Origin of the sequence: Sphaerisporangium dianthi (genome assembly GCF_042654065.1) — a bacterium.
Lineage (GTDB): Bacteria > Actinomycetota > Actinomycetes > Streptosporangiales > Streptosporangiaceae > Sphaerisporangium > Sphaerisporangium dianthi.
Window position 1 is genome coordinate 38,102 of sequence record NZ_JBHSFP010000013.1, and the last position, 18,194, is coordinate 56,295.

Here is an 18,194-nt window from a genome sequence, read left to right on the forward strand (position 1 = left end):
GGACGGGTGATCGGCCGGCGCTACGCCGGCGTTGGGCCGGTGGTGGGTGGTCAGGTGACCTTGGGGCAGAGGGTGCCGGACGTGGGAGTGGTCAGGGTCAGGAGGTAGCGGTCGACGGCGGCGTCGACGCAGGAGGAGCCGGTGCGGTAGGCGGTGTGGCCGTCGCCGTCGTAGCTGAGGAGCACGCCGGAGGACAGCTGCGAGGCCAGCGCCTTCGCCCATTCGTACGGCGTCGCTGGGTCGCGCTGGGTGCCGACGACAAGGATGGGGGGCGAGCCGGCGGCTTTCAGAGGCTTGTCGGTGCCCGCGGGCTTGACCGGCCAGTACTCGCACGGCAGCGAGCCCCACATCACGTAGGCGCCGAAGTGCGGCGACTCCTGCTGCGCCGCGCGGGCGGCGTTCTCGTAGGCGGCGGTGTCGCGCGGGTACGGGTGGTCGAGGCAGTTGACGGCCATGTTGGCCTCGGTCTGGTTGGAGTAGCGGCCGTCCTGGTGGCGGTCGACCAGGATGTCGGCCAGCCTCAGCAGCGTCGTGCCGTCCCCGCGGAAGGCCTGGCCCAGAGCGGTGCGCAGCACGGGCCACGAGCGCTTGTCGTAGAGGGCCGTGACGATGCCGAGGGTCGTCCACGACTCGTCGATCTTGCGGTTGTCGCCGGTGTTGTTGCGCAACGGATGCTGGTCGGCGGTCTTCAGCAGGGTCGACAGCTGCGCCAGGGCCGCGTCGGTGGTCCTGGGCGAGAACGGGCAGGAGGTCTGGTTGAAGCAGTCGGCGAGGAACGAGCGGAACGCCACCTCGAAGCCGCGCGCCTGGGCGGCGTTGACCGTCGGGACCGGGGCCAGTGCGGGGTCGATGGCGCCGTCCAGCACCAGGGCGCGGACCTTGTTCGGGAACAGATCGGCGTAGACGGCGCCCAGGTAGGTGCCGTACGACTTGCCCAGATAGGTCATGCCCTGATCGCCGAGGGCGGCACGCAGGACGTCCATGTCGCGGGCCGCGTCGGCGGTGCCGACGTGCGGGAGCAGCTTGGCGGACTTGGCCTCGCACCCCTCCGCGAACTCTTTGGCGCCCTTGGCCAGCGCCTTGACCTCCGCGGAGTCGTCCGGGGTGCCGTCCAGCCCGATGAACTTGTCGAGCTGAGGGCCGGAGAGGCAGTGGACCGGCGCGGACTCGCCGACGCCGCGCGGGTCGAAGCCGACCGTGTCGAACCGGGAGACGATGTTGGGCGTCAGCACGGTCTTGGCGGCGCGGGCGTACTCGACTCCGGATCCTCCCGGGCCGCCCGGGTTGAGGAGGATGGACCCGATGCGCTGTTTCCCGGTGGCCGGCAGCCGGATCACGCTGATCTTGATGCGGTCACCGGACGGGTTGGCGTAGTCCAGGGGCACCTCGAGCTTGCCGCACTGGAAGCCGTCCTTGCACGGCGCCCACGCGATCTTCTGCGTGTAGAAGGGCGCGAGCGCGGCGGAGGGCGCCTTGGTGGCGTCTCCGGTGGCCTGCGTCGCGGCGGGGGGATCGGCCGGCGACGGCCCGCCCGCGCGGGTTCCTGTTTCGCCCGTCGCCGAGCAGGCCGAGGCCAACAGCGTCGCCGCCGCAAGTGCGGCAGCCGTACGGCCCGCGCCGGAAAAGCGCATCATCGCGCCGCCACCAATCCCCCGTTGTAGACGTCTTTGTCATAGTGAGCCAACCGGCCCCTGTTGGTCACAGCGAGCCTGCCGGCCGCTGCTCTGTCACCGCCTGCCGACCGCCGTCTTCGTCACGGCGAGCACGCCGGCCCTCGTCACCGACGGCCCGACGGCCTCTGTCGCAGAGGCCATGCCGGCCGTCCCCCGTTGCCGAACACCACCCGTTGATCAACTGCTCGGCGCTTAGGTTGTACCCCGCCCATGTGGGCTTTCACTCCTCGACGGTATCCCGTCCGCCGTATCTCGCGTCATGCTGCTTGCGCGGCGCGCATACGCTCGCCCGCGAGCAGGCGCACCTGCGCCCTCCGTCGTTCAGGCGCACGACGACCGAGTCGGACGGCACGTTGTGGCCGACGACGGTGCCTTCGCCCTCGGGCGTGTCGACCGTCAGTCCCACGCGCGGCGCCGACGAGCGGAACTCCTGGTACAGCGGGTGCTCGTACTTCAGGCAGCACATCAGCCGCCCGCAGGCCCCGGCGATGCGCAGCGGGTTGACCGGAAGGTCCTGGTCCTTGGCCATGCGGACGGAGACCGGTTCGAAGTCCTTGAGGAACGTGGCGCAGCACAGGTCGCGGCCGCAAGGGCCGATGCCTCCCTGCAGACGGGCCTCGTCGCGCGGGCCGATCTGCCGCAGTTCCACACGGGCCCGCAGGTTGCGGGCCAGGTCGCGGACGAGCGCGCGGAAGTCCACCCGGTGAGGGGCGGAGAAGTACACGGTGTAGACGTTCTCGGCGTCGAGGTAGTCGATGCCGACGATCTTCATCGGCAGCTCGTGCCGCTTGATGAGGCGTTTGGACACGCTGCGGGCCTCGGCGCGCCGCCGCCGGTTGCCCTCGTCCCGCTCCAGTTGCTGCTCGCCCGCGACTCCCGCGCAGACGGGCAGGCCCTCGATGTCGTCGCTGACCCACTGCGGCGCCCACACGCATTCGGCGACCTCGGGCCCGGCGTCGGTCGGGACGAGCACCTTGTCGCCGACCTTGGGACTATGCCCGCCTGGATCGAGGTAGTACAGCCTTCCGTAGCGGGTGAAGCTCACCGCCATGATCATGCCCACGGAACGCCTCCGCCTCCTCGCCGTCACGCTCGATACGGCCAGCACTCGCGCTTCCGGCCCACATTACGCGCAGATCGGTCGCGAAAGGCAACACTTGGCCCAGCGCGAGCGACCTGGGTGCGACGGCGGGAAGGTCAGACGCGGGGACGCCAGAGGGAGATGGTCATGGCCTCGACGGCGATCTGGGGGTTGACGTTGGCGGCCAGCCGATCGCGGCACAGCATGATCGCGTCGATGCGCCGCAAGGTGTCCTCGGGTGAGCTCGAACCCGCCAGCGCGGCCAGGTCGTCCCTGCGGTCGTCCGTGGACAGCTCGATCTCGGCCCCGAACTGCACGGCGAGAACGTCGCGGTAGAAGGCGACCAGATCCAGGAGCGCGATGTCGAGGGAGTCGCGCTTGATGCGCGTCGCGCGCGACTTCTGCCGGTCTTCGAGGTCTTTGACCGCGCCCGCGCCGCCCCGGACCAGCCCCTTGTTGAGTCCCTTGCCCGACGAGCCCTCGCCGTAGATCTTGCGCAGCTCGGTGGTCTCGGCCTCGTTGAGATGCGCGGTGGCCTCCGAGGCGTCCTCGGCCGAGGTCTTGACCAGGCGTTCGGCGGCGTCGATGCACTCACCGACCCCGGTGAGCGACCTCGGCAGCGACAGGACGGCCTCACGCCTGCGGCGCACCTCGTCGTCGAGGGCGAGCCGTCGCGCCCGCTCGACGTGCCCTTGCGTGGCCCGCGCGGCGAATACGGCCGTCTCGGGCGGCACGCTGTCGCGCGTGGTGAGCACGTGCGCGACGGCGGCCGTGGAGGGAGTGCGCAGCGTCACCACCCGGCACCGGGACCGGATCGTGATCACCATGTCGTCCGGAGACGGCGAGCACAGCAGCCACACCGTACGCGGGGGCGGCTCTTCGATCGCCTTGAGCAGCGCGTTCGCGGCGGCCTCCGTGGAACGGTCGGCGTCCTCGAAGAGGATGACCCGCCACCGGCCCAGCGTCGGAGCCCCGGACGCCCGGAGCACCAGCTCACGCGTCTGCTTGACGCTGTAGGACAGCCCTTCGGGCCGCACGGTCTCGACGTCGGGATGCGAGCCGATGGCGACCTGGTGGCACATGTCGCAGTGACCGCAGCCCTGGTCGGGACACAGCAGGGCCGCGGCGAACGCTCGCGCGGCCTCCGAACGGCCCGACCCCGGGGGGCCGGTGAACAGCCAGGCGTGCGTCATGCCGGCCCCGCGCCCTCCCTTGAGGGCCTCGGCGGCGGCCGCCGCGGCGCGTCCCAGCACGTCCGCCGCCTCGTCCTGGCCGACCAGGTCGTCGAAGACTGTCACGGACGCCAGACTAGCCGCGGACCACGGGGCGTCGCCCCGGCGACGGACATCCCGCCAGAGACGGCCCGCCGATCGCGGAACCTCGCCCCGCTGACGGCCACCAGGCCAGAGACCGGCCGCTGACCGCGGATCCTCGCCCCGGTGGCGGATGGCGCACCAGGTCTTGTGCGCGGGGCGGCGGACGGCGCACCGCGTCTCGTGCGCGGGGCGGCGGAGGTGTCTTGGGTGGCGGCCATCACGCTGCGGCTCAGTCGCGGATGGCGGGCATCGTGCCGGTGATGGCCTCGGTCTCCTGGGGGACCGGGTCGGGCAGGATCTCGCGGACGCGGTCCTGGATCACCATGGAGATCTCCTGCTGGGTGCCCTGCCCGTCCACGACGAGGTAGCGGTCGGGGTCGGCGGCGGCCAGCGCGCGGAACTCACGGCGCACCCGCTCGTGGAACTCCAGCGGCTCGGCCTCGATGCGGTCGGCCGGCGAGGCCATGCGGGTCAGCCCGACCGACGGCGGCACGTCGATCAGCACGGTCAGGTCGGGGACGAGCCCGCCGGTGGCCCAGGAGTTCACCTTGGCGACGTCCTGCTGGTCGAGCTCGCGGCCGGCGCCCTGGTAGGCCAGCGAGGAGTCCACGTACCGGTCGCAGACCACCATCGCGCCGCGGTGCAGGGCCGGCCTGATGACCTTCTCGACGTGCTCGGCGCGGTCGGCCGCGTACAGCAGGGTCTCAGAGCGCGCGGACAGCCCCTGGTGGGCCGAGTCGAGCAGGATGGCCCGCAGCCGCATGCCGACCTTGGTGGAGCCCGGCTCGCGGGTCTGCACCACGTCGAACCCCTGGTCGCGCAGCCAGATGGCGATCAGCCTCGACTGGGTGGTCTTGCCCGAGCCCTCACCGCCCTCGAAGGCGATGAACATGCCGTGCGACTGCTCGGCGGGCTCGGGGGCGTACCGCTCGCCCCGGAGGGCGGCCATCAGGTCGGAGGCGATGGGCACGTCGCGCCGGTCGTCCATGTGGCGCAGCGCGAGCGCGCCGACGACGATCGCGACCAGGGCCCCGATCAGCATGACGAGGTTCGGGCCGTCGAAGTGGTAGTCGAGGCCGGCGCCGACCGAGATGACGTGCTCGCCGAACACGCCGGCGAGCGCGGGGGCGACGGCGACCACGAGCAGCAGGGTCACCCGGGCCATGGACTGCAGGAAGGAGAACGTGCGGCCGCGGATGCCGTCCTCGACCTCCAGGCCGATCAGTGTGTACCCGATGATCCAGGCGATGCCGGCGCAGGCGCCGAGCACGACGACCAGCATGACCACGATCACGAGGTTGTGGATCAGTGCGGTGCCGGCCAGGACGACGCCCGCCGTGACGATCGCCAGCCCGAACAGGCGCCGCCGTGACAGTTCGCTCAGCAGGCGGGGGCCGAAGAAGATGCCGAGGGCCATGCCGACGAAGACCGCGGCGAAGACCGTGCCGTACGCGGCGTCGCCGCCGCCGAGCGTGACGACGTACACCTTGGCGACGCCGATGACCGCGCCGCCGGCGGCGAACGCGCCGAGCATGCCGATGACCAGACCGCGGACCATGCGGTTGGCGCCGACGAAGCGCCAGCCGTCGACGATCTGACGGAGCACCGACGGGGGGGCGACGGTGGCGACGTGGCCCTTGGGGATGCTCTTCAGCGTGAAGATCAGGAAGGCGGAGATCAGGTAGGCGACGGCGTTGAGCACCAGGGCGGGCTGGGCGGGCTCCCAGGCCATGCCGGGAACGGCCTTGCCCAGCACCTCGACGCTCACCGACAGCACGGCGAACAGCGCCGCGGCGACCGGCGCGGTGCCGTACGTGACCAGCAGGTTGAGCTGGTTGGCCTCCTCCAGCCTGTCCTTGGGCACGAGGTTCGGGACGGTCGCGTCCTTGGCGGGCACCCAGAAGAGGTTCACGCACTCGACCAGGAGCGTCGCGACGATGATCCACTGGTAGCTGCCGACCAGCGGGATCGACAGCACCAGCGCGAACCGCGCCAGGTCGGCCAGGAACATGGCGATGCGCCGGTCGAACCGGTCGGCGAACGCGCCCGCGAGCGGTCCGAGCACGATGGCGGGCAGCATCTTGATGACGAAGACACCGCCGATGGCGAGGCTCTGCGCCTTGTACCCAGCGTCCTGGGTCAGGTACGCCGCGAACGCGGTGATCGCGATGATGTTGAGCCAGTCACCCAGGCTGCAGACCGCCATGGCCGTCCAGAGCCGGCGGAAGGGGGCGTTCGCCAGCACATGGGGGGGTCTGCGACGCGAGGCGGACCGGCCGGAGGTGGTCATGATGTCAGCGTATCCAGGTGCTCGCTGGGCATGGAATGAATCGAACACAAGACGGAATCACCCGCCTGTCATTCACCTGAGGGTATTACCTCCCCCTGTCCCCTGCAGGAAAGACGTAGCGAAAAGTAGGACAGGTTCCTGGTCGGCCGACGCGCTCACCTGCCCGGCCGCTCCCCCGGCGCCACGCCCGCACCACGCGCCGCGCGGACATCGACGCGAACCCATGACGCCTCCGCGCCGCCTCCACCCGAACACGTCACACCGACCGCGCCGCGTCCACGCGAACGCGTCACAACGGCGGCGCGTCCACGCGAACACGTCGCACCGACCGCGCCGCGTCCACGCGAACGCGTACCGGAAGACGCCTGTGGCTCGGCTCGGTGTCCCGAGCGGCACTCTGGCCACTCAAGTGTCACCGCCGGGCCACCCGGACGGCTCCGCGGCGCTGAACGCGGTCCCCGCGGGAGGATGACGTCCCGACGAACGTGCGCCGCCTCCATGGCCGCTCCCGCCGCCTCAGCCTTTGCCTGCGAGAGCGCGTTTCCGCGCCGATCGTGGGAATTGGACGCCGAGGACGAGGGCACGGCGTACGGCGGCCCCTAGAAGGGCCACCCCAGCCGCCGAGCACGCCCTTGCCAAGGCTAAGGTAAGTCTGTCCTAATTTAGGTAAGGCTAAGTACGTGTCAGGGAGTCGTGGTGTTCGCCAGTTATCTCATCGGTCTGAGGGAGGGCCTTGAGGCGACTCTCGTCGTCTCCATCCTGGTCGCCTTCCTCGTCAAGAGCGACCGACGAGACCGGCTGCCGCTCGTGTGGGCCGGGGTGGCCGCCGCCGTCGCCCTGTCCGTCGCCTTCGGCGCGCTGCTCACCTTCACCGCCGCCAACCTCGACTCCCGCTCGCACGAGCTCTTCGACGCCATCGCCTCGCTGGCCGCGACCGTGTTCGTGACCTTCATGATCTTCTGGATGCGCACGGCGGCCCGCCGCATGTCCGGCGACCTGCGCGCCAAGCTCAGCGAGGCGCTCAACCTCGGCGCGACAGCGGTCGTGGTGATGGCCTTCCTCGCGGTCGCGCGCGAGGGCCTCGAGACCGCGCTGCTCTTCTTCGCCGCCGCCCAGGGCGCCACCACCAGCGCCACCCCTCTCATCGGCATCCTGCTCGGCCTCGCCACCGCGGTCGTGCTCGGCTGGGGCCTGTACGCGAGCGCACTGCGCATCAACCTCACCAAGTTCTTCACCTGGACCGGCCTGCTTCTGATCATCGTGGCGGCGGGCATCTTCAAGTACGGCGTGCACGACCTCATCGAGGCCGGCGTGGTGCATGTGCTGACCGGTCCCGCGTTCGACCTGTCCGGCGCCCTTCCGCCGGACGCCTGGTACACCACCCTGCTGAGCGGCATGTTCAACTTCACCCCGCAGCCCAGCGTGCTGGAGACGATCGCCTGGGGCGCCTACCTGGTGCCCGTGCTGGTGCTGTTCCTCATGCCGCCCCGCAAGAAGGACGCCACCCGCGCGGCGTCCACGGCCGCCGCGTCCACCTCGTCGTGATCACGCCTCACGCCGTGATGCGGCCGGAACATCTCAACGTCAACCTCGCGAACTGGAGAAACATGCGCACCCCCCTCGTCCTCACCGCCGGCGTGCTGGCCCTGGCGGGGCTCACCGCGTGTTCCTCGGCGGGCGGTGGCGGCGGCACGGCCGCCCAGGCCGGGGGCGAGCCCAAGAAGATCAGCGTCGCCGCCTCCGACACCGACTGCAAGATCTCCACGACCGACCTGCCCGCCGGCACCTCGACGTTCGCGGTGACCAACGGCGGCACCAAGGTCACCGAGTTCTACGTGTACGCGGCCGGCGACCGGGTCATGGGCGAGGTCGAGAACATCGTCCCCGGCCTCACCCGCGAGGTGCTGATCGAACTGCCCGCGGGCGCCTACGAGACGGCGTGCAAGCCGGGCATGGTCGGCAAGGGCATCCGCAACCCGCTGAAGGTCAGCGGCGCCGCCGTCCCGCTCAGCGACGACGCCAAGCTCGCCAAGGCGAGCACCGACTACCAGCGGTACGTCAAGAGCCAGACCGACGCCCTGCTCACCAAGACCCAGGAGTTCGTGGACGCGGTCAAGGCGGACGACGCCGGCAAGGCCAAAGCGCTGTTCCCGATCGCGCGGACGTACTGGGAGCGCATCGAGCCGGTCGCCGAGAGCTTCGGCGACCTCGACCCCGCCATCGACGCCCGCGAGGGCGACGTGGCCAAGGGCGAAGAGTGGACCGGCTTCCACAAGATCGAGAAGGATCTCTGGATCACCAAGGACATCAGCAAGGACGGCCCGATCGCCGACAAGCTGATGACCGACGTGAAGAAGATCGTCGAGCGGGCGTCCGCCGAGAAGGTCCCCCCGCTCAAGCTGGCCAACGGCGCCAAGGAGCTGCTCGACGAGGTCGCCACCAGCAAGATCACCGGTGAGGAGGACCGCTACTCGCACACCGACCTGTGGGACTTCGCGGCCAACCTCGAAGGGTCGCAGGCGGCCGTCTCCGCGCTGCGTCCCGTACTGGACGAGCGCGACCCCGCCCTCGCCAAGTCCCTCGACGAGAAGTTCGCCGCCGCCGAGGCCGCCCTGGACAAGCACCGCGACGGCGACGGATGGAAGCTGCACACCGAACTGTCCAAGGACGATCTGAAGGAGCTCTCCGACGCGATCAACGCGCTGGCCGAGCCGATCAGCAAGGTCGCCGCAGTGGTGGCCAAGTGATCCGGCCTGCGGGCGCGCGGCCCGAACCCGAGGCTCCCGGCGCCACCGGCGGCCGGCGCGGCTCCAACGGGTTCCATGGCTCCGCGCACCCGGGCGGCTCCCGCGGACTGGAGACACGATGACGCAGATCAACCGGCGCAAACTGCTCGGCATCGGTGCCGCGGGAGTCGCCGCCGCCGGTGCGGGAGCGTTCGCGACTCGCACCGCGATGGAGAGCCCGGCCCCCGCCGCGGCCGCCTCCACCGCGGACCCGGTTTCCTTCTACGGCGAACACCAGGCCGGCATCGTCACCCCCGCGCAGGACCGCCTGCACTTCGTCAGCTTCGACGTCATCACCAAGAAGCGCGACGAGCTGATCGAGGTGCTGCAGGAGTGGACGGCGGCGGCGGCACGGATGACCCAGGGCAAGGACGCGGGGACGTTCGGCGCCGTCGGCGGCGCGGAGGAGGCCCCGCCGGACGACACCGGCGAGGCGCTCGGCCTGCCCGCCTCCGGTCTGACGATCACCATCGGCTTCGGCGCGTCGCTGTTCGACGACCGGTTCGGCCTCGCCGCCAAGAAGCCCGCGGCTCTGGCCGGCCTGCCGAAGTTCCCCGGCGAGGACCTGCGGCCTGAGATCTCCGGCGGCGACATCTGCATCCAGGCCTGCGCCCACGACCCCCAGGTCGCCGTGCACGCGGTGCGCAACCTGGCCCGCATCGGCTTCGGCAAGGTGTCGGTCCGCTGGTCCCAGCTCGGCTTCGGCCGCACGTCCTCCACCTCGCGCGCCCAGGCCACAGCGCGCAATCTGATGGGGTTCAAGGACGGCACCAACAACCTCAAGCTCGAGGACGCCGCCATGCTCAGGGACAACCTGTGGGCGGCCCCCGGGGACGGCCCCGCGTGGATGGCCGGCGGCAGCTACATGGTCACCCGCAAGATCCGCATGAACATCGAGACCTGGGACAGGACCTCGCTGTCGGAGCAGCAGGAGATCTTCGGCCGCGACAAGGGCGAGGGCGCGCCCCTGGGCAAGAAGAAGGAGTTCGACCAGATCGACTTCGCGGCCAAGAAGCCCGACGGCACACCGGTGATCCCGATGGACGCCCACATCCGGCTCGCGCACCCCACCACGCATGGGGGCGCCCGTCTGCTGCGCCGCGGCTACAACTACGTGGACGGCTCCGACGGGCTCGGGCGGCTGGACGCGGGGCTGTTCTTCATCTCCTACCAGCGCGATCCGCACAAGCAGTTCGTCCCGATTCAGATGGAACTGGCGCGCAAGGACACGCTGAACGAGTACATCAAGCACATCTCCAGCGGCCTGTTCGCCTGTCCGCCCGGCCTGCGCGACGCGGGCGACCACTGGGGCCGCTCCCTGTTCGCCTGACCCACAAGCCGGGCCCGCCCGGCCTTGGGTTTGCCCCCACAAAGCCTTCCGCGCGTCCCTGCGCCTCCTCAGCGCTACCGACGCCGTCCCCCTGGCCTCGCCCATGCTCCGAGCCGCGCCGAGCTCTCCGGCACGCCCCGGAACGGCAAGGGGCGCCGCCGTACCGGCGACGCCCCACGCACACGGAAATATCAGGACTTGGCGCCGGCCTTCGCGCCCGCCTTGGCCCGCGGACGCTTCGGCGCCGGCCCGCGCGCCCGGCGCTCGGCGAGCAGCTCGGCGGCACGCTCGATCGTGATCTGCTCCACCGAGTCGTCCTTGCGCAGCGACGCGTTCGTCTCACCGTCGGTCACGTACGGGCCGAAACGGCCCTCCTTGACCACGACCGGCTGCTTGGAGACCGGGTCCGCACCGAGTTCCCGCAGCGGCGGAGCGGCGGCCGCGCGCCCCCTGCCACGCTGCTTGGGCTGCGCGAACAGCTCCTTGGCCTGCTCGATCGTGACCGTGAACAGCTCGTCCTCGGAGGCCAGCGACCGCGAGTCCGTCCCCTTCTTGATGTAGGGGCCGAACCTGCCGTTCTGCGCGGTGACCTCCTCGCCGTCGATGGCGCCCAGCGCGCGCGGCAGCGACAGCAGCTTCAGCGCGTCGTCCAGCGTGACCGTGTCCAGTGTCATCGACTTGAGAAGCGAGCCCGTACGCGGCTTGGCGACGTCCTTCTTGGCCTTCCGCTTGGCGCCCTCGGCGGGCGGCGGCTCCTCCTCGGGCAGGACCTCGGTCACGTACGGCCCGAAACGCCCGGACTTCGCGACGATCACGCGCCCGCTGGCAGGGTCGACGCCGAGCTCGCGCTCGCCACTGGGCTGCGTGAACAGCTCTTCGGCCTTCTCCGCGGTGAGCTCGTCGGGCGCGAGATCCTCAGGGACGTTCACGCGGGCCCCGTCGCGGTCGAGATAGGGCCCGTACCGGCCGACGCGGATCACGATGTCCGTGCCCTTGATCGCGAACGAGCTGATCTCGCGCGCGTCGATGTCGCCCAGGTCGCTGACCAGTTCCTTCAGCCCGTCGTCGCCCTGGCCGCCGTAGTAGAAGCGCCGCAGCTCCGGCACCCGCTCGGCGCGGGCGTTGGCGATGTCGTCGAGGACCTTCTCCATCTCGGCGGTGAAGTCGTAGTCGACCAGGTTGCCGAAGTGCTGCTCCAGCAGGTTCACCACGGCGAAGGCCAGGAACGACGGCACCAGCGCCGTCCCCTTCTTGAACACGTAGCCCCGGTCGAGGATCGTTCCGATGATCGACGCGTACGTCGACGGGCGCCCGATCTCGCGGTCCTCGAGCTCCTTCACCAGCGACGCCTCAGTGAAGCGGGCCGGCGGGCGGGTCGAGTGGCCCTCGGCTTCCAGCTCCAGGGCGCTGAGCGCGTCTCCCTGGGCCAGGTTGGGCAGCCGGCTGACCGAGTCGTCGCGGTCGGTAGAGGGGTCGTCCGCCCCCTCCACGTACGCCTTGAGGAAGCCGTAGAAGGTGATCGTCCGCCCGGAGGCGCTGAACTCGGCCTTCTCGCCGGCGCTGGACGTGCCGGCGATGCGGACGCTCACCGCCTCGCCGACGGCGTCCTTCATCTGCGAGGCCACCGTGCGCTGCCAGATCAGCTCGTACAGCCGGAACATGTCGCTGGTGAGCCCGGTCTCCCCAGGCGTGCGGAACTCGTCCCCAGAGGGCCTGATCGCCTCGTGGGCCTCCTGGGCGTTCTTCACCTTGCTCTGGTACACCCTGGGCTTGTCAGGCACGTACTCCGCGCCGTACAGGCGCACCGCCTGGTTCCTGGCGGCGGCCAGAGCGGTCTCCGACAGCGTGGTGCTGTCGGTACGCATATAGGTGATGTAGCCGTTCTCGTAGAGCTTCTGGGCGACCTGCATCGTGTACTTGGCCGAGAAGCCCAGCTTGCGGCTGGCCTCCTGCTGCAACGTGGTCGTCCGGAACGGCGCGTACGGCCTGCGCGTGTACGGCTTGCTCTCGACGGACGTGACCGCGTACGAGGAGTTCTCAAGGCGCTGCGACAGCGCCCGGGCGGCCTGCTCGTCCAGGTGCAGGACCTCGGCGCTCTTGAGCGTTCCCGTGCTCGCGAAGTCACGGCCCTGGGCCACCCTGCGGCCGTCCAGCGAGGTCAGGTTCGCGCCGAAGGTGCGCGGATCCTCGTCGCGGCCGACGTCGAAGAGCGCGCGCAGGTCCCAGTAGCCGGCGGAGGTGAACGCGATGCGCTCGCGCTCGCGCTCGACGACCAGCCTGGTCGCGACCGACTGCACCCGCCCCGCCGACAGGCGCGGCTTGACCTTCTTCCACAGCACCGGGCTGACCTCGTAGCCGTAGAGCCGGTCGAGGATGCGGCGGGTCTCCTGGGCGTCGACCAGGCGGAGGTTGAGGGCGCGCGGGTTGGACACCGCGTCCCGGATCGCCTGCGGCGTGATCTCGTGGAACACCATGCGGTGCACGGGCACCTTGGGCTTGAGCACCTCTTGGAGGTGCCAGGCGATGGCCTCCCCCTCGCGGTCCTCGTCGGTGGCGAGGTAGAGCTCGTCGGCGTCCTTCAGGAGCTGCTTGAGCTTGGAGACCTGCGACTTCTTGTCCGGGTTGACGACGTAGAGCGGCTCGAACTCGTTGTCCACGTTCACCCCGAGCCTGGCCCATGCCTCGCCCTTGAACTTCTCGGGGATGTCGTCGGCCTTTTCGGGCAAATCTCGAATATGGCCGATGCTGGACTCCACGATGTAGCCGCGCCCGAGGTACCCGGCGATCGTCTTCGCCTTCGCAGGCGACTCCACGATCACCAGGCGGGTTCCGCCGGCGTTGCCGTCCTTGGCTGGCACGCTGCTTCCTACCTCGCTGTTCGCTGTCATTCCCCTGCCGATGTCGCACGGCCCGCCGTGGGAGGCGGACCTATGTGACCGTCACAGGCATGAAGGTAACCCGCCGCCGGAAACTTCTCCCCGCCGGACTACCCGGTCACTTACCGGTGTTCCACCTACCTGGACCCGATACCCACGAGGACGCAGAATAGAGCCCAGAGAGTGCCAGCGTCCCCTTGCACACCCTTCGGAGACTAACCGCTGTGCTCGAGTACTCCTATTTGGACCTGTATCTGCCGCGCGGGATCACCCGGGAAGCCGCCCGGCGAGTGCTGACGGAACATGCTGAATACGGACACTGGGAGCTGGACCGCCTGAGGCTGTATCCCGATGGCCGCCGGTACGTACGGCTTCGCCGCAAGATCCTGCGAGTGGCCAGCACACTGTAGTCGCCGCCCAGGCAACTGTAACCCCCCGGACCCGGCTACCCCCGCCACAACGCCTCCCTCAGCCCGGAACACCGCCCTCTCCATCCTGCGACGGCCCGGGAGCGCGAAACCACGGCGAGCCGCCATCGAGGCGCCGACCTGCGCACGCTCGGCCCGTCCCCGGCACCACCCGCCGAACCCGCAGCCCCAGCACCACCCCGCAACAACGCAGGATGAGCCCCGACCAGCGAGCCGGCAACCCGGCGCCCACATAAGTCCGGCCCCGCCCAGGGAACCCGCAACCCAGCACAGAACCAGCCCTAACCGGCAAACCCGCAACCCAGCACCAGCACCAGCACCAGCACCAGCCAGCGCACCCACGACCAATCGCCGACACAGGACCAGCCCCTTAACCAGCGGACCGGCCTCAACCGGCGGAACCCCGGGCCGACGCCGACCAGCGGGTCCAGGCCCTGGCACCGACCAGCGGGTCCAAGGCCCGGCGCCGACCTGCGAACGCGCCGACTCATCGCAACCTCCGGCGCCGGCCTGACACGTCGGCATCGGCAGGCCTCCGGACATGGCTTTGCCCGCTCCGGGCCGCGCCCCCGGAACGGGCAAAGCATCTCTGCCTCACCGCGAGCCCGACAACGGCCGGGCACCACGGCCGCTGTCGCAAGCGGCGAGGCGTCTGGGGCTCCGTGGGGCTCGGCCCGTGACGGAGCGTCTATGAAGCGAGTACCTTCGGCATGGGTCCGACTCGCGACGGAACGTCAACGGGTGGCCATATCCGACGCGGATCCATGTTGATCATCCCCGGCCATCAAGGCCGAACGACAGTGATCAGTCTCACAACGCGCCGACGCGGATGAGCACCCCTGACAGCGGCCCCGTCCCAAGATCCCCGCGACGGTGCCCCCGTCCGGAGATCACCCCGGACAGCGGCCCCGTCCGGAGATCACCCCGGACAGCGGCCCCGTCCGGAGATCACCCCGAACCAGGCCCCCATCCCGAGACCACCCCGGACCAGGACCCGTCCCGCGGATCACCCCGGACCGGGATGTCACGAGGATCACCCCGGACCGGGATGTCACGAGGATCACCCCGGACGACGACCTCCATCTGGAGATCACCCTGGACCAGGGCCCCATCACGAGGATCACTCCGGACGACCTCCCGTCCCGGGATCCCCCAGACAGTGGCCCGTCCCAAGATCACCCCTGACGGTGGAACCGTCCCGAGATCACCCCCGACGATGGGACCGCCTGGAGATCACCTCCGGCGGAGCCGGAGGCGGCGGGTGCCCGCGAACAGCGTGGCCGAGGCCGCGAGCAGGGCGCCGGCCAGCAGGGCGACCAGCGAGCCGGAGTTCATGCCGGTGAGGCCCAGTGGCCGCTCGGCGCTCATCAGGCCGGTGTTGACCGGCAGGTCGCGCGCCGCCTTGCCCTCGACGACGCCGCCGACGGGGGTGTTGGCCACGACCCCGCCCACGGGGCTGTTCGCCACGGTTCCGGTGACCTGCTCCAGCGGCCCGTCGTTCCCGCCGCTGTGAGCGCCGCCGGCGGCCTGACCGGGCAGGGTCGGCAGCAGCGGCAGGGGGTCGGCCTTCGGCTGCACCCCCGCGGGGCCGGACTGCCGCGTCATCGTCCCGCTCTGCCCACGGAGGGCCGGGGCCACCGGCAGCTCGGGCAGCAGACCCGCCTTCGACACCTGCGTGCTGGAAGCCTGCCCGGAGCCGTGCGCCACGTGGGCCAGGCGCCCGGCGCCACCGCCGACACGCGCGCCGCCCAGGCATCCGGCCGCCGCGTCGCCCAGCACGGCGACGGCGTTGCCGCAGACGTTGATCGGCGCGGTGATCGGCGCGATCACCTGGTTGCCGCCGAGCACGCTGTGCCGGCCGTCGGTGCGGTTGCCGCCCGCGCCGCCGCCGGCGCCGCCCTTCACCGAAGCTCCGCCCCGGCAGCCCGCGAAGGCCTCGCCGAGCACGGCCACGGCGTTGCCGCAGACGTTGATCGGCGCGGTGATGGGGGCCACGATCTGGTTGCCGCCGAGCACCGACGAATGCCCGGAGGTGCGGTTGCCGCCCGCGCCGCTGCCGGACCCGGCCGGACGGGCCGTGATGCCGCCCGGACAGCCCGCGCTGCCGTTACCGACGGCGTTGCCGCACGCCTGGATCGGCAGGACGATCGGCGCGACGATCTGGTTGCCGCCGCCGACGCTGTGCCGCCCGTCGGTGGAGTTGTGGCCGGCGCCCCCGCCGGGACGCGGGCCGTGCCCGTTGTAGCCGTTGCCGCCGTGACCGCCCTTGACGTGGGCACCGCCCCGGCAGCCGGAGAACGCCTCGCCGATGAGGGCGACGGAGTTGCCGCAGATGTTGACCGGCGCGGTGATCGGCGCGACGACCTGGTTGCCGCCGAGCACCGACGAATGCCCGGAGGTGTGGTTGCCGCCGGCACCACGCCCCGCGCCGCCCTTGACGACCGACGCGCCGCCCTTGCACCCCGCCGTGGCCTCGCCGAAGATGGCCACGGCGTTCCCGCACAGGTTCACCGGCGCGGTGATCGGCGCGTTGACCTGGTTGCCGCCGAGCACGCTGTGCCGACCGTCGGTCCTGTTGCCGCCCGAACCGCCGCCGCCGGCGTTCTTCACCGTCGCGCCGCCCCGGCAGCCGGCGTCCGAGCGCCCGACCAGGGAGACCGCGTTGCCGCAGGCGTTGATGGGTGCGGTGATCGGAGCGTTCACCTGATTGCCGCCGAGCACGCTGTGCCGGCCCGACGTGCTGTCCTGGATGCCGGCGGAACCGGAGCCGCCCTGGACGGACGAGCCGCCGCGGGACGAGGCCGAGGACTCGCCGATCACGCCGACGGCGTTGCCGCTGATGTCGATGGGGAGGGTGATGGGAAGGTTCACCTGGTTGCCGCCGGCCACCGAACCGGTGCCGGAGGTGTCGGCCACGGCGGTGCCGCTGCCCAGGGTCATGACACTTACCGCGAGTAGAGCCGCGGGGGCAGAGCCCTTCGCCCACGTCCGCATAACAGATCGCTCCTTGGATATTTTTCGGGGGGAGTAGTTCCTGACACATCGCGAAATGCTCCGGGCAGCTCCCTGAGGCGCTGGAAGCGCCTCAGGAGCCGCACGATCGAGCGGACCGACCTCTCCGATCACCACGGTTCGCACGACCCGTGGAGGGCACGGATCGCTTCGCAGGCGTTTCGCAGGGAGGCAGCGAAGCCGAGTCCGATCGCGTCGGTGCGCATGTGCCCGACGATGGCGTCGAGCGCGAACGCCACCGGCCACGGCGGTCCGGCCCTTGACCGGTCCGCCCTTCGCGATCACCGGGGGGACGATGACGACGATGGGGTCGAGCCGATCACGCGAACCTCACCTGCACCGATCACACCTGCGCCGACTCGACGCAACGAAGGGATCGGATCGCAGAGATCGCACGGGGGGCATCAGCCCGAGAGCATCGCGATGCTGAGATGACGTTTCACCCGCGCGGAGGCGGCACGATCTCCTGGCGGGAAGATCAGCGCAGCGTTCCGCAGCCGGTCGGACGGCGTGAAGCCTCCGAGGCCGGCGCAGCGGCGGGGTCAGTCAGGAGAGAAAGAGGGGTCGTCCGCTGCCGGGCGGACGACAGGGGTGGGCACACTCGCCATCACAGCGGGCGCGACCGCGAGCCGCGGGTCGAAGACGGACCTCGCGACATCCCCGAAGCCCGGCCCGAGCGGACCGGAGCCGGCCCTGGGCACGAACCCATTGGCCCCTGCCGAGTGGTCGGCGGTGGGGGGGCGGGGGGAGACGGGCTTCGACTGGCTTGTGAGCCCATCGACCCTCTTCCCAGCCATCGCCCTGGCATCGGCCGGGGCGTCGACGCGCACCGTGGGGAAACCGCCGGCGGAAGCCGGCCCGGTGGCGACATGAGAGGTTGCGGACCCAGAGCGGCGCGCCGGAACGTCGGAAGCGTCATCACGAACGTAACCGGCCGTCGGCGCCCCTTCCCGACCCGCTTCACCGAACCCGCCCGGCCTGCCAAGGCCCAGCGGGTCGAGGCCCTCGGCAAGATCACGCAGCTCGGCAGGAAGACCGTACTGCGTCCCCGCATCACCGAACATGCCCCCGTCAGCGGTCACCGCCCGGCCACCCGGCTCAGCCGGATGACCACGCTCGACGGCGCCCACTGCGGGATGACGACGTTTCACGGCATCGGCGGATGCTCCTGCATGGCCGGGCACGACCATGTCGCCGGACTTCGCCACCACCTGCCTCGCGGGGACGCGAGCTTCCGCCGCCGCGGGACCGGCGCCGAAGACGACACCCAGGAACCAGCCGACGGCGATCAGACCGCCGATGGCCAGCAGACGACCGAACCGGGAGCCGGCCACGAACCGTGCCATCCGAACTTCCCGCGCCACGATCGCCTGGATCTGATCGCCGGAAACGGTCACGGGCA

General features: G+C 70.8%; 11 protein-coding genes. 4 read left to right on the forward strand and 7 right to left on the reverse strand.

Annotated elements, in window-relative coordinates:
* Positions 1-50: 50 nt before the first annotated feature.
* From ACFO60_RS19975 to tmk, 4 genes are all read right to left on the reverse strand, one after another.
* Complete coding sequence (locus ACFO60_RS19975) at positions 51-1,634, reverse strand: alpha/beta hydrolase (RefSeq protein WP_380842078.1); 1,584 nt, start codon at positions 1,632-1,634, stop codon at positions 51-53.
* A 259-nt stretch (positions 1,635-1,893) separates the two neighbouring features.
* Positions 1,894-2,730 carry a PSP1 domain-containing protein gene (locus ACFO60_RS19980; RefSeq protein WP_380842337.1) on the reverse strand — a complete coding sequence of 279 codons (837 nt, stop codon included), beginning with the start codon at positions 2,728-2,730 and terminating at the stop codon, positions 1,894-1,896.
* 140 nt (positions 2,731-2,870) lie between these two features.
* Positions 2,871-4,052: a DNA polymerase III subunit delta' gene (locus ACFO60_RS19985; protein ID WP_380842080.1), complete on the reverse strand. Its 1,182-nt coding sequence runs from the start codon at positions 4,050-4,052 to the stop codon at positions 2,871-2,873.
* A 247-nt stretch (positions 4,053-4,299) separates the two neighbouring features.
* Entirely contained in the window at positions 4,300-6,360 is a 2,061-nt protein-coding gene (gene tmk, locus ACFO60_RS19990; RefSeq protein WP_380842082.1) for a dTMP kinase, read from the reverse strand.
* 696 nt (positions 6,361-7,056) lie between these two features.
* On the opposite strand from tmk, the gene efeU reads away from it, so the two are divergent.
* The 3 genes from efeU to efeB all read left to right on the forward strand — a co-directional run bounded on the left by efeU (position 7,057) and on the right by efeB (position 10,476).
* Positions 7,057-7,905 (forward strand): iron uptake transporter permease EfeU, encoded by an 849-nt coding sequence (efeU, locus tag ACFO60_RS19995; protein WP_380842085.1) that lies wholly within the window; start codon positions 7,057-7,059, stop codon positions 7,903-7,905.
* 62 nt (positions 7,906-7,967) lie between these two features.
* On the forward strand, positions 7,968-9,107 hold the full coding sequence (gene efeO, locus ACFO60_RS20000) for an iron uptake system protein EfeO (RefSeq protein ID WP_380842088.1): 1,140 nt from the start codon (positions 7,968-7,970) through the stop codon (positions 9,105-9,107).
* Between the two features lie 118 nt (positions 9,108-9,225).
* Positions 9,226-10,476 carry an iron uptake transporter deferrochelatase/peroxidase subunit gene (gene efeB / locus ACFO60_RS20005; protein ID WP_380842091.1) on the forward strand — a complete coding sequence of 417 codons (1,251 nt, stop codon included), beginning with the start codon at positions 9,226-9,228 and terminating at the stop codon, positions 10,474-10,476.
* Between the two features lie 191 nt (positions 10,477-10,667).
* On the opposite strand, the gene topA is transcribed toward efeB, so the two are convergent.
* Positions 10,668-13,334 (reverse strand): type I DNA topoisomerase, encoded by a 2,667-nt coding sequence (gene topA, locus ACFO60_RS20010; protein ID WP_380842094.1) that lies wholly within the window; start codon positions 13,332-13,334, stop codon positions 10,668-10,670.
* A gap of 242 nt (positions 13,335-13,576) precedes the next feature.
* Between topA and ACFO60_RS20015 the strand changes: the two genes are divergently transcribed.
* Positions 13,577-13,762 carry a DUF5703 family protein gene (locus tag ACFO60_RS20015; RefSeq protein WP_380842096.1) on the forward strand — a complete coding sequence of 62 codons (186 nt, stop codon included), beginning with the start codon at positions 13,577-13,579 and terminating at the stop codon, positions 13,760-13,762.
* Positions 13,763-15,013: 1,251 nt separating this feature from the next.
* On the opposite strand, the gene ACFO60_RS20020 is transcribed toward ACFO60_RS20015, so the two are convergent.
* A complete protein-coding gene (locus ACFO60_RS20020) occupies positions 15,014-16,720 on the reverse strand; it encodes a chaplin family protein (RefSeq protein WP_380842098.1) in 1,707 nt (568 codons plus the stop codon).
* A 614-nt stretch (positions 16,721-17,334) separates the two neighbouring features.
* Positions 17,335-18,189, reverse strand: a complete 855-nt coding sequence (locus ACFO60_RS20025; protein ID WP_380842100.1) for a hypothetical protein — start codon at positions 18,187-18,189, stop codon at positions 17,335-17,337.
* Positions 18,190-18,194 lie beyond the last annotated feature (5 nt).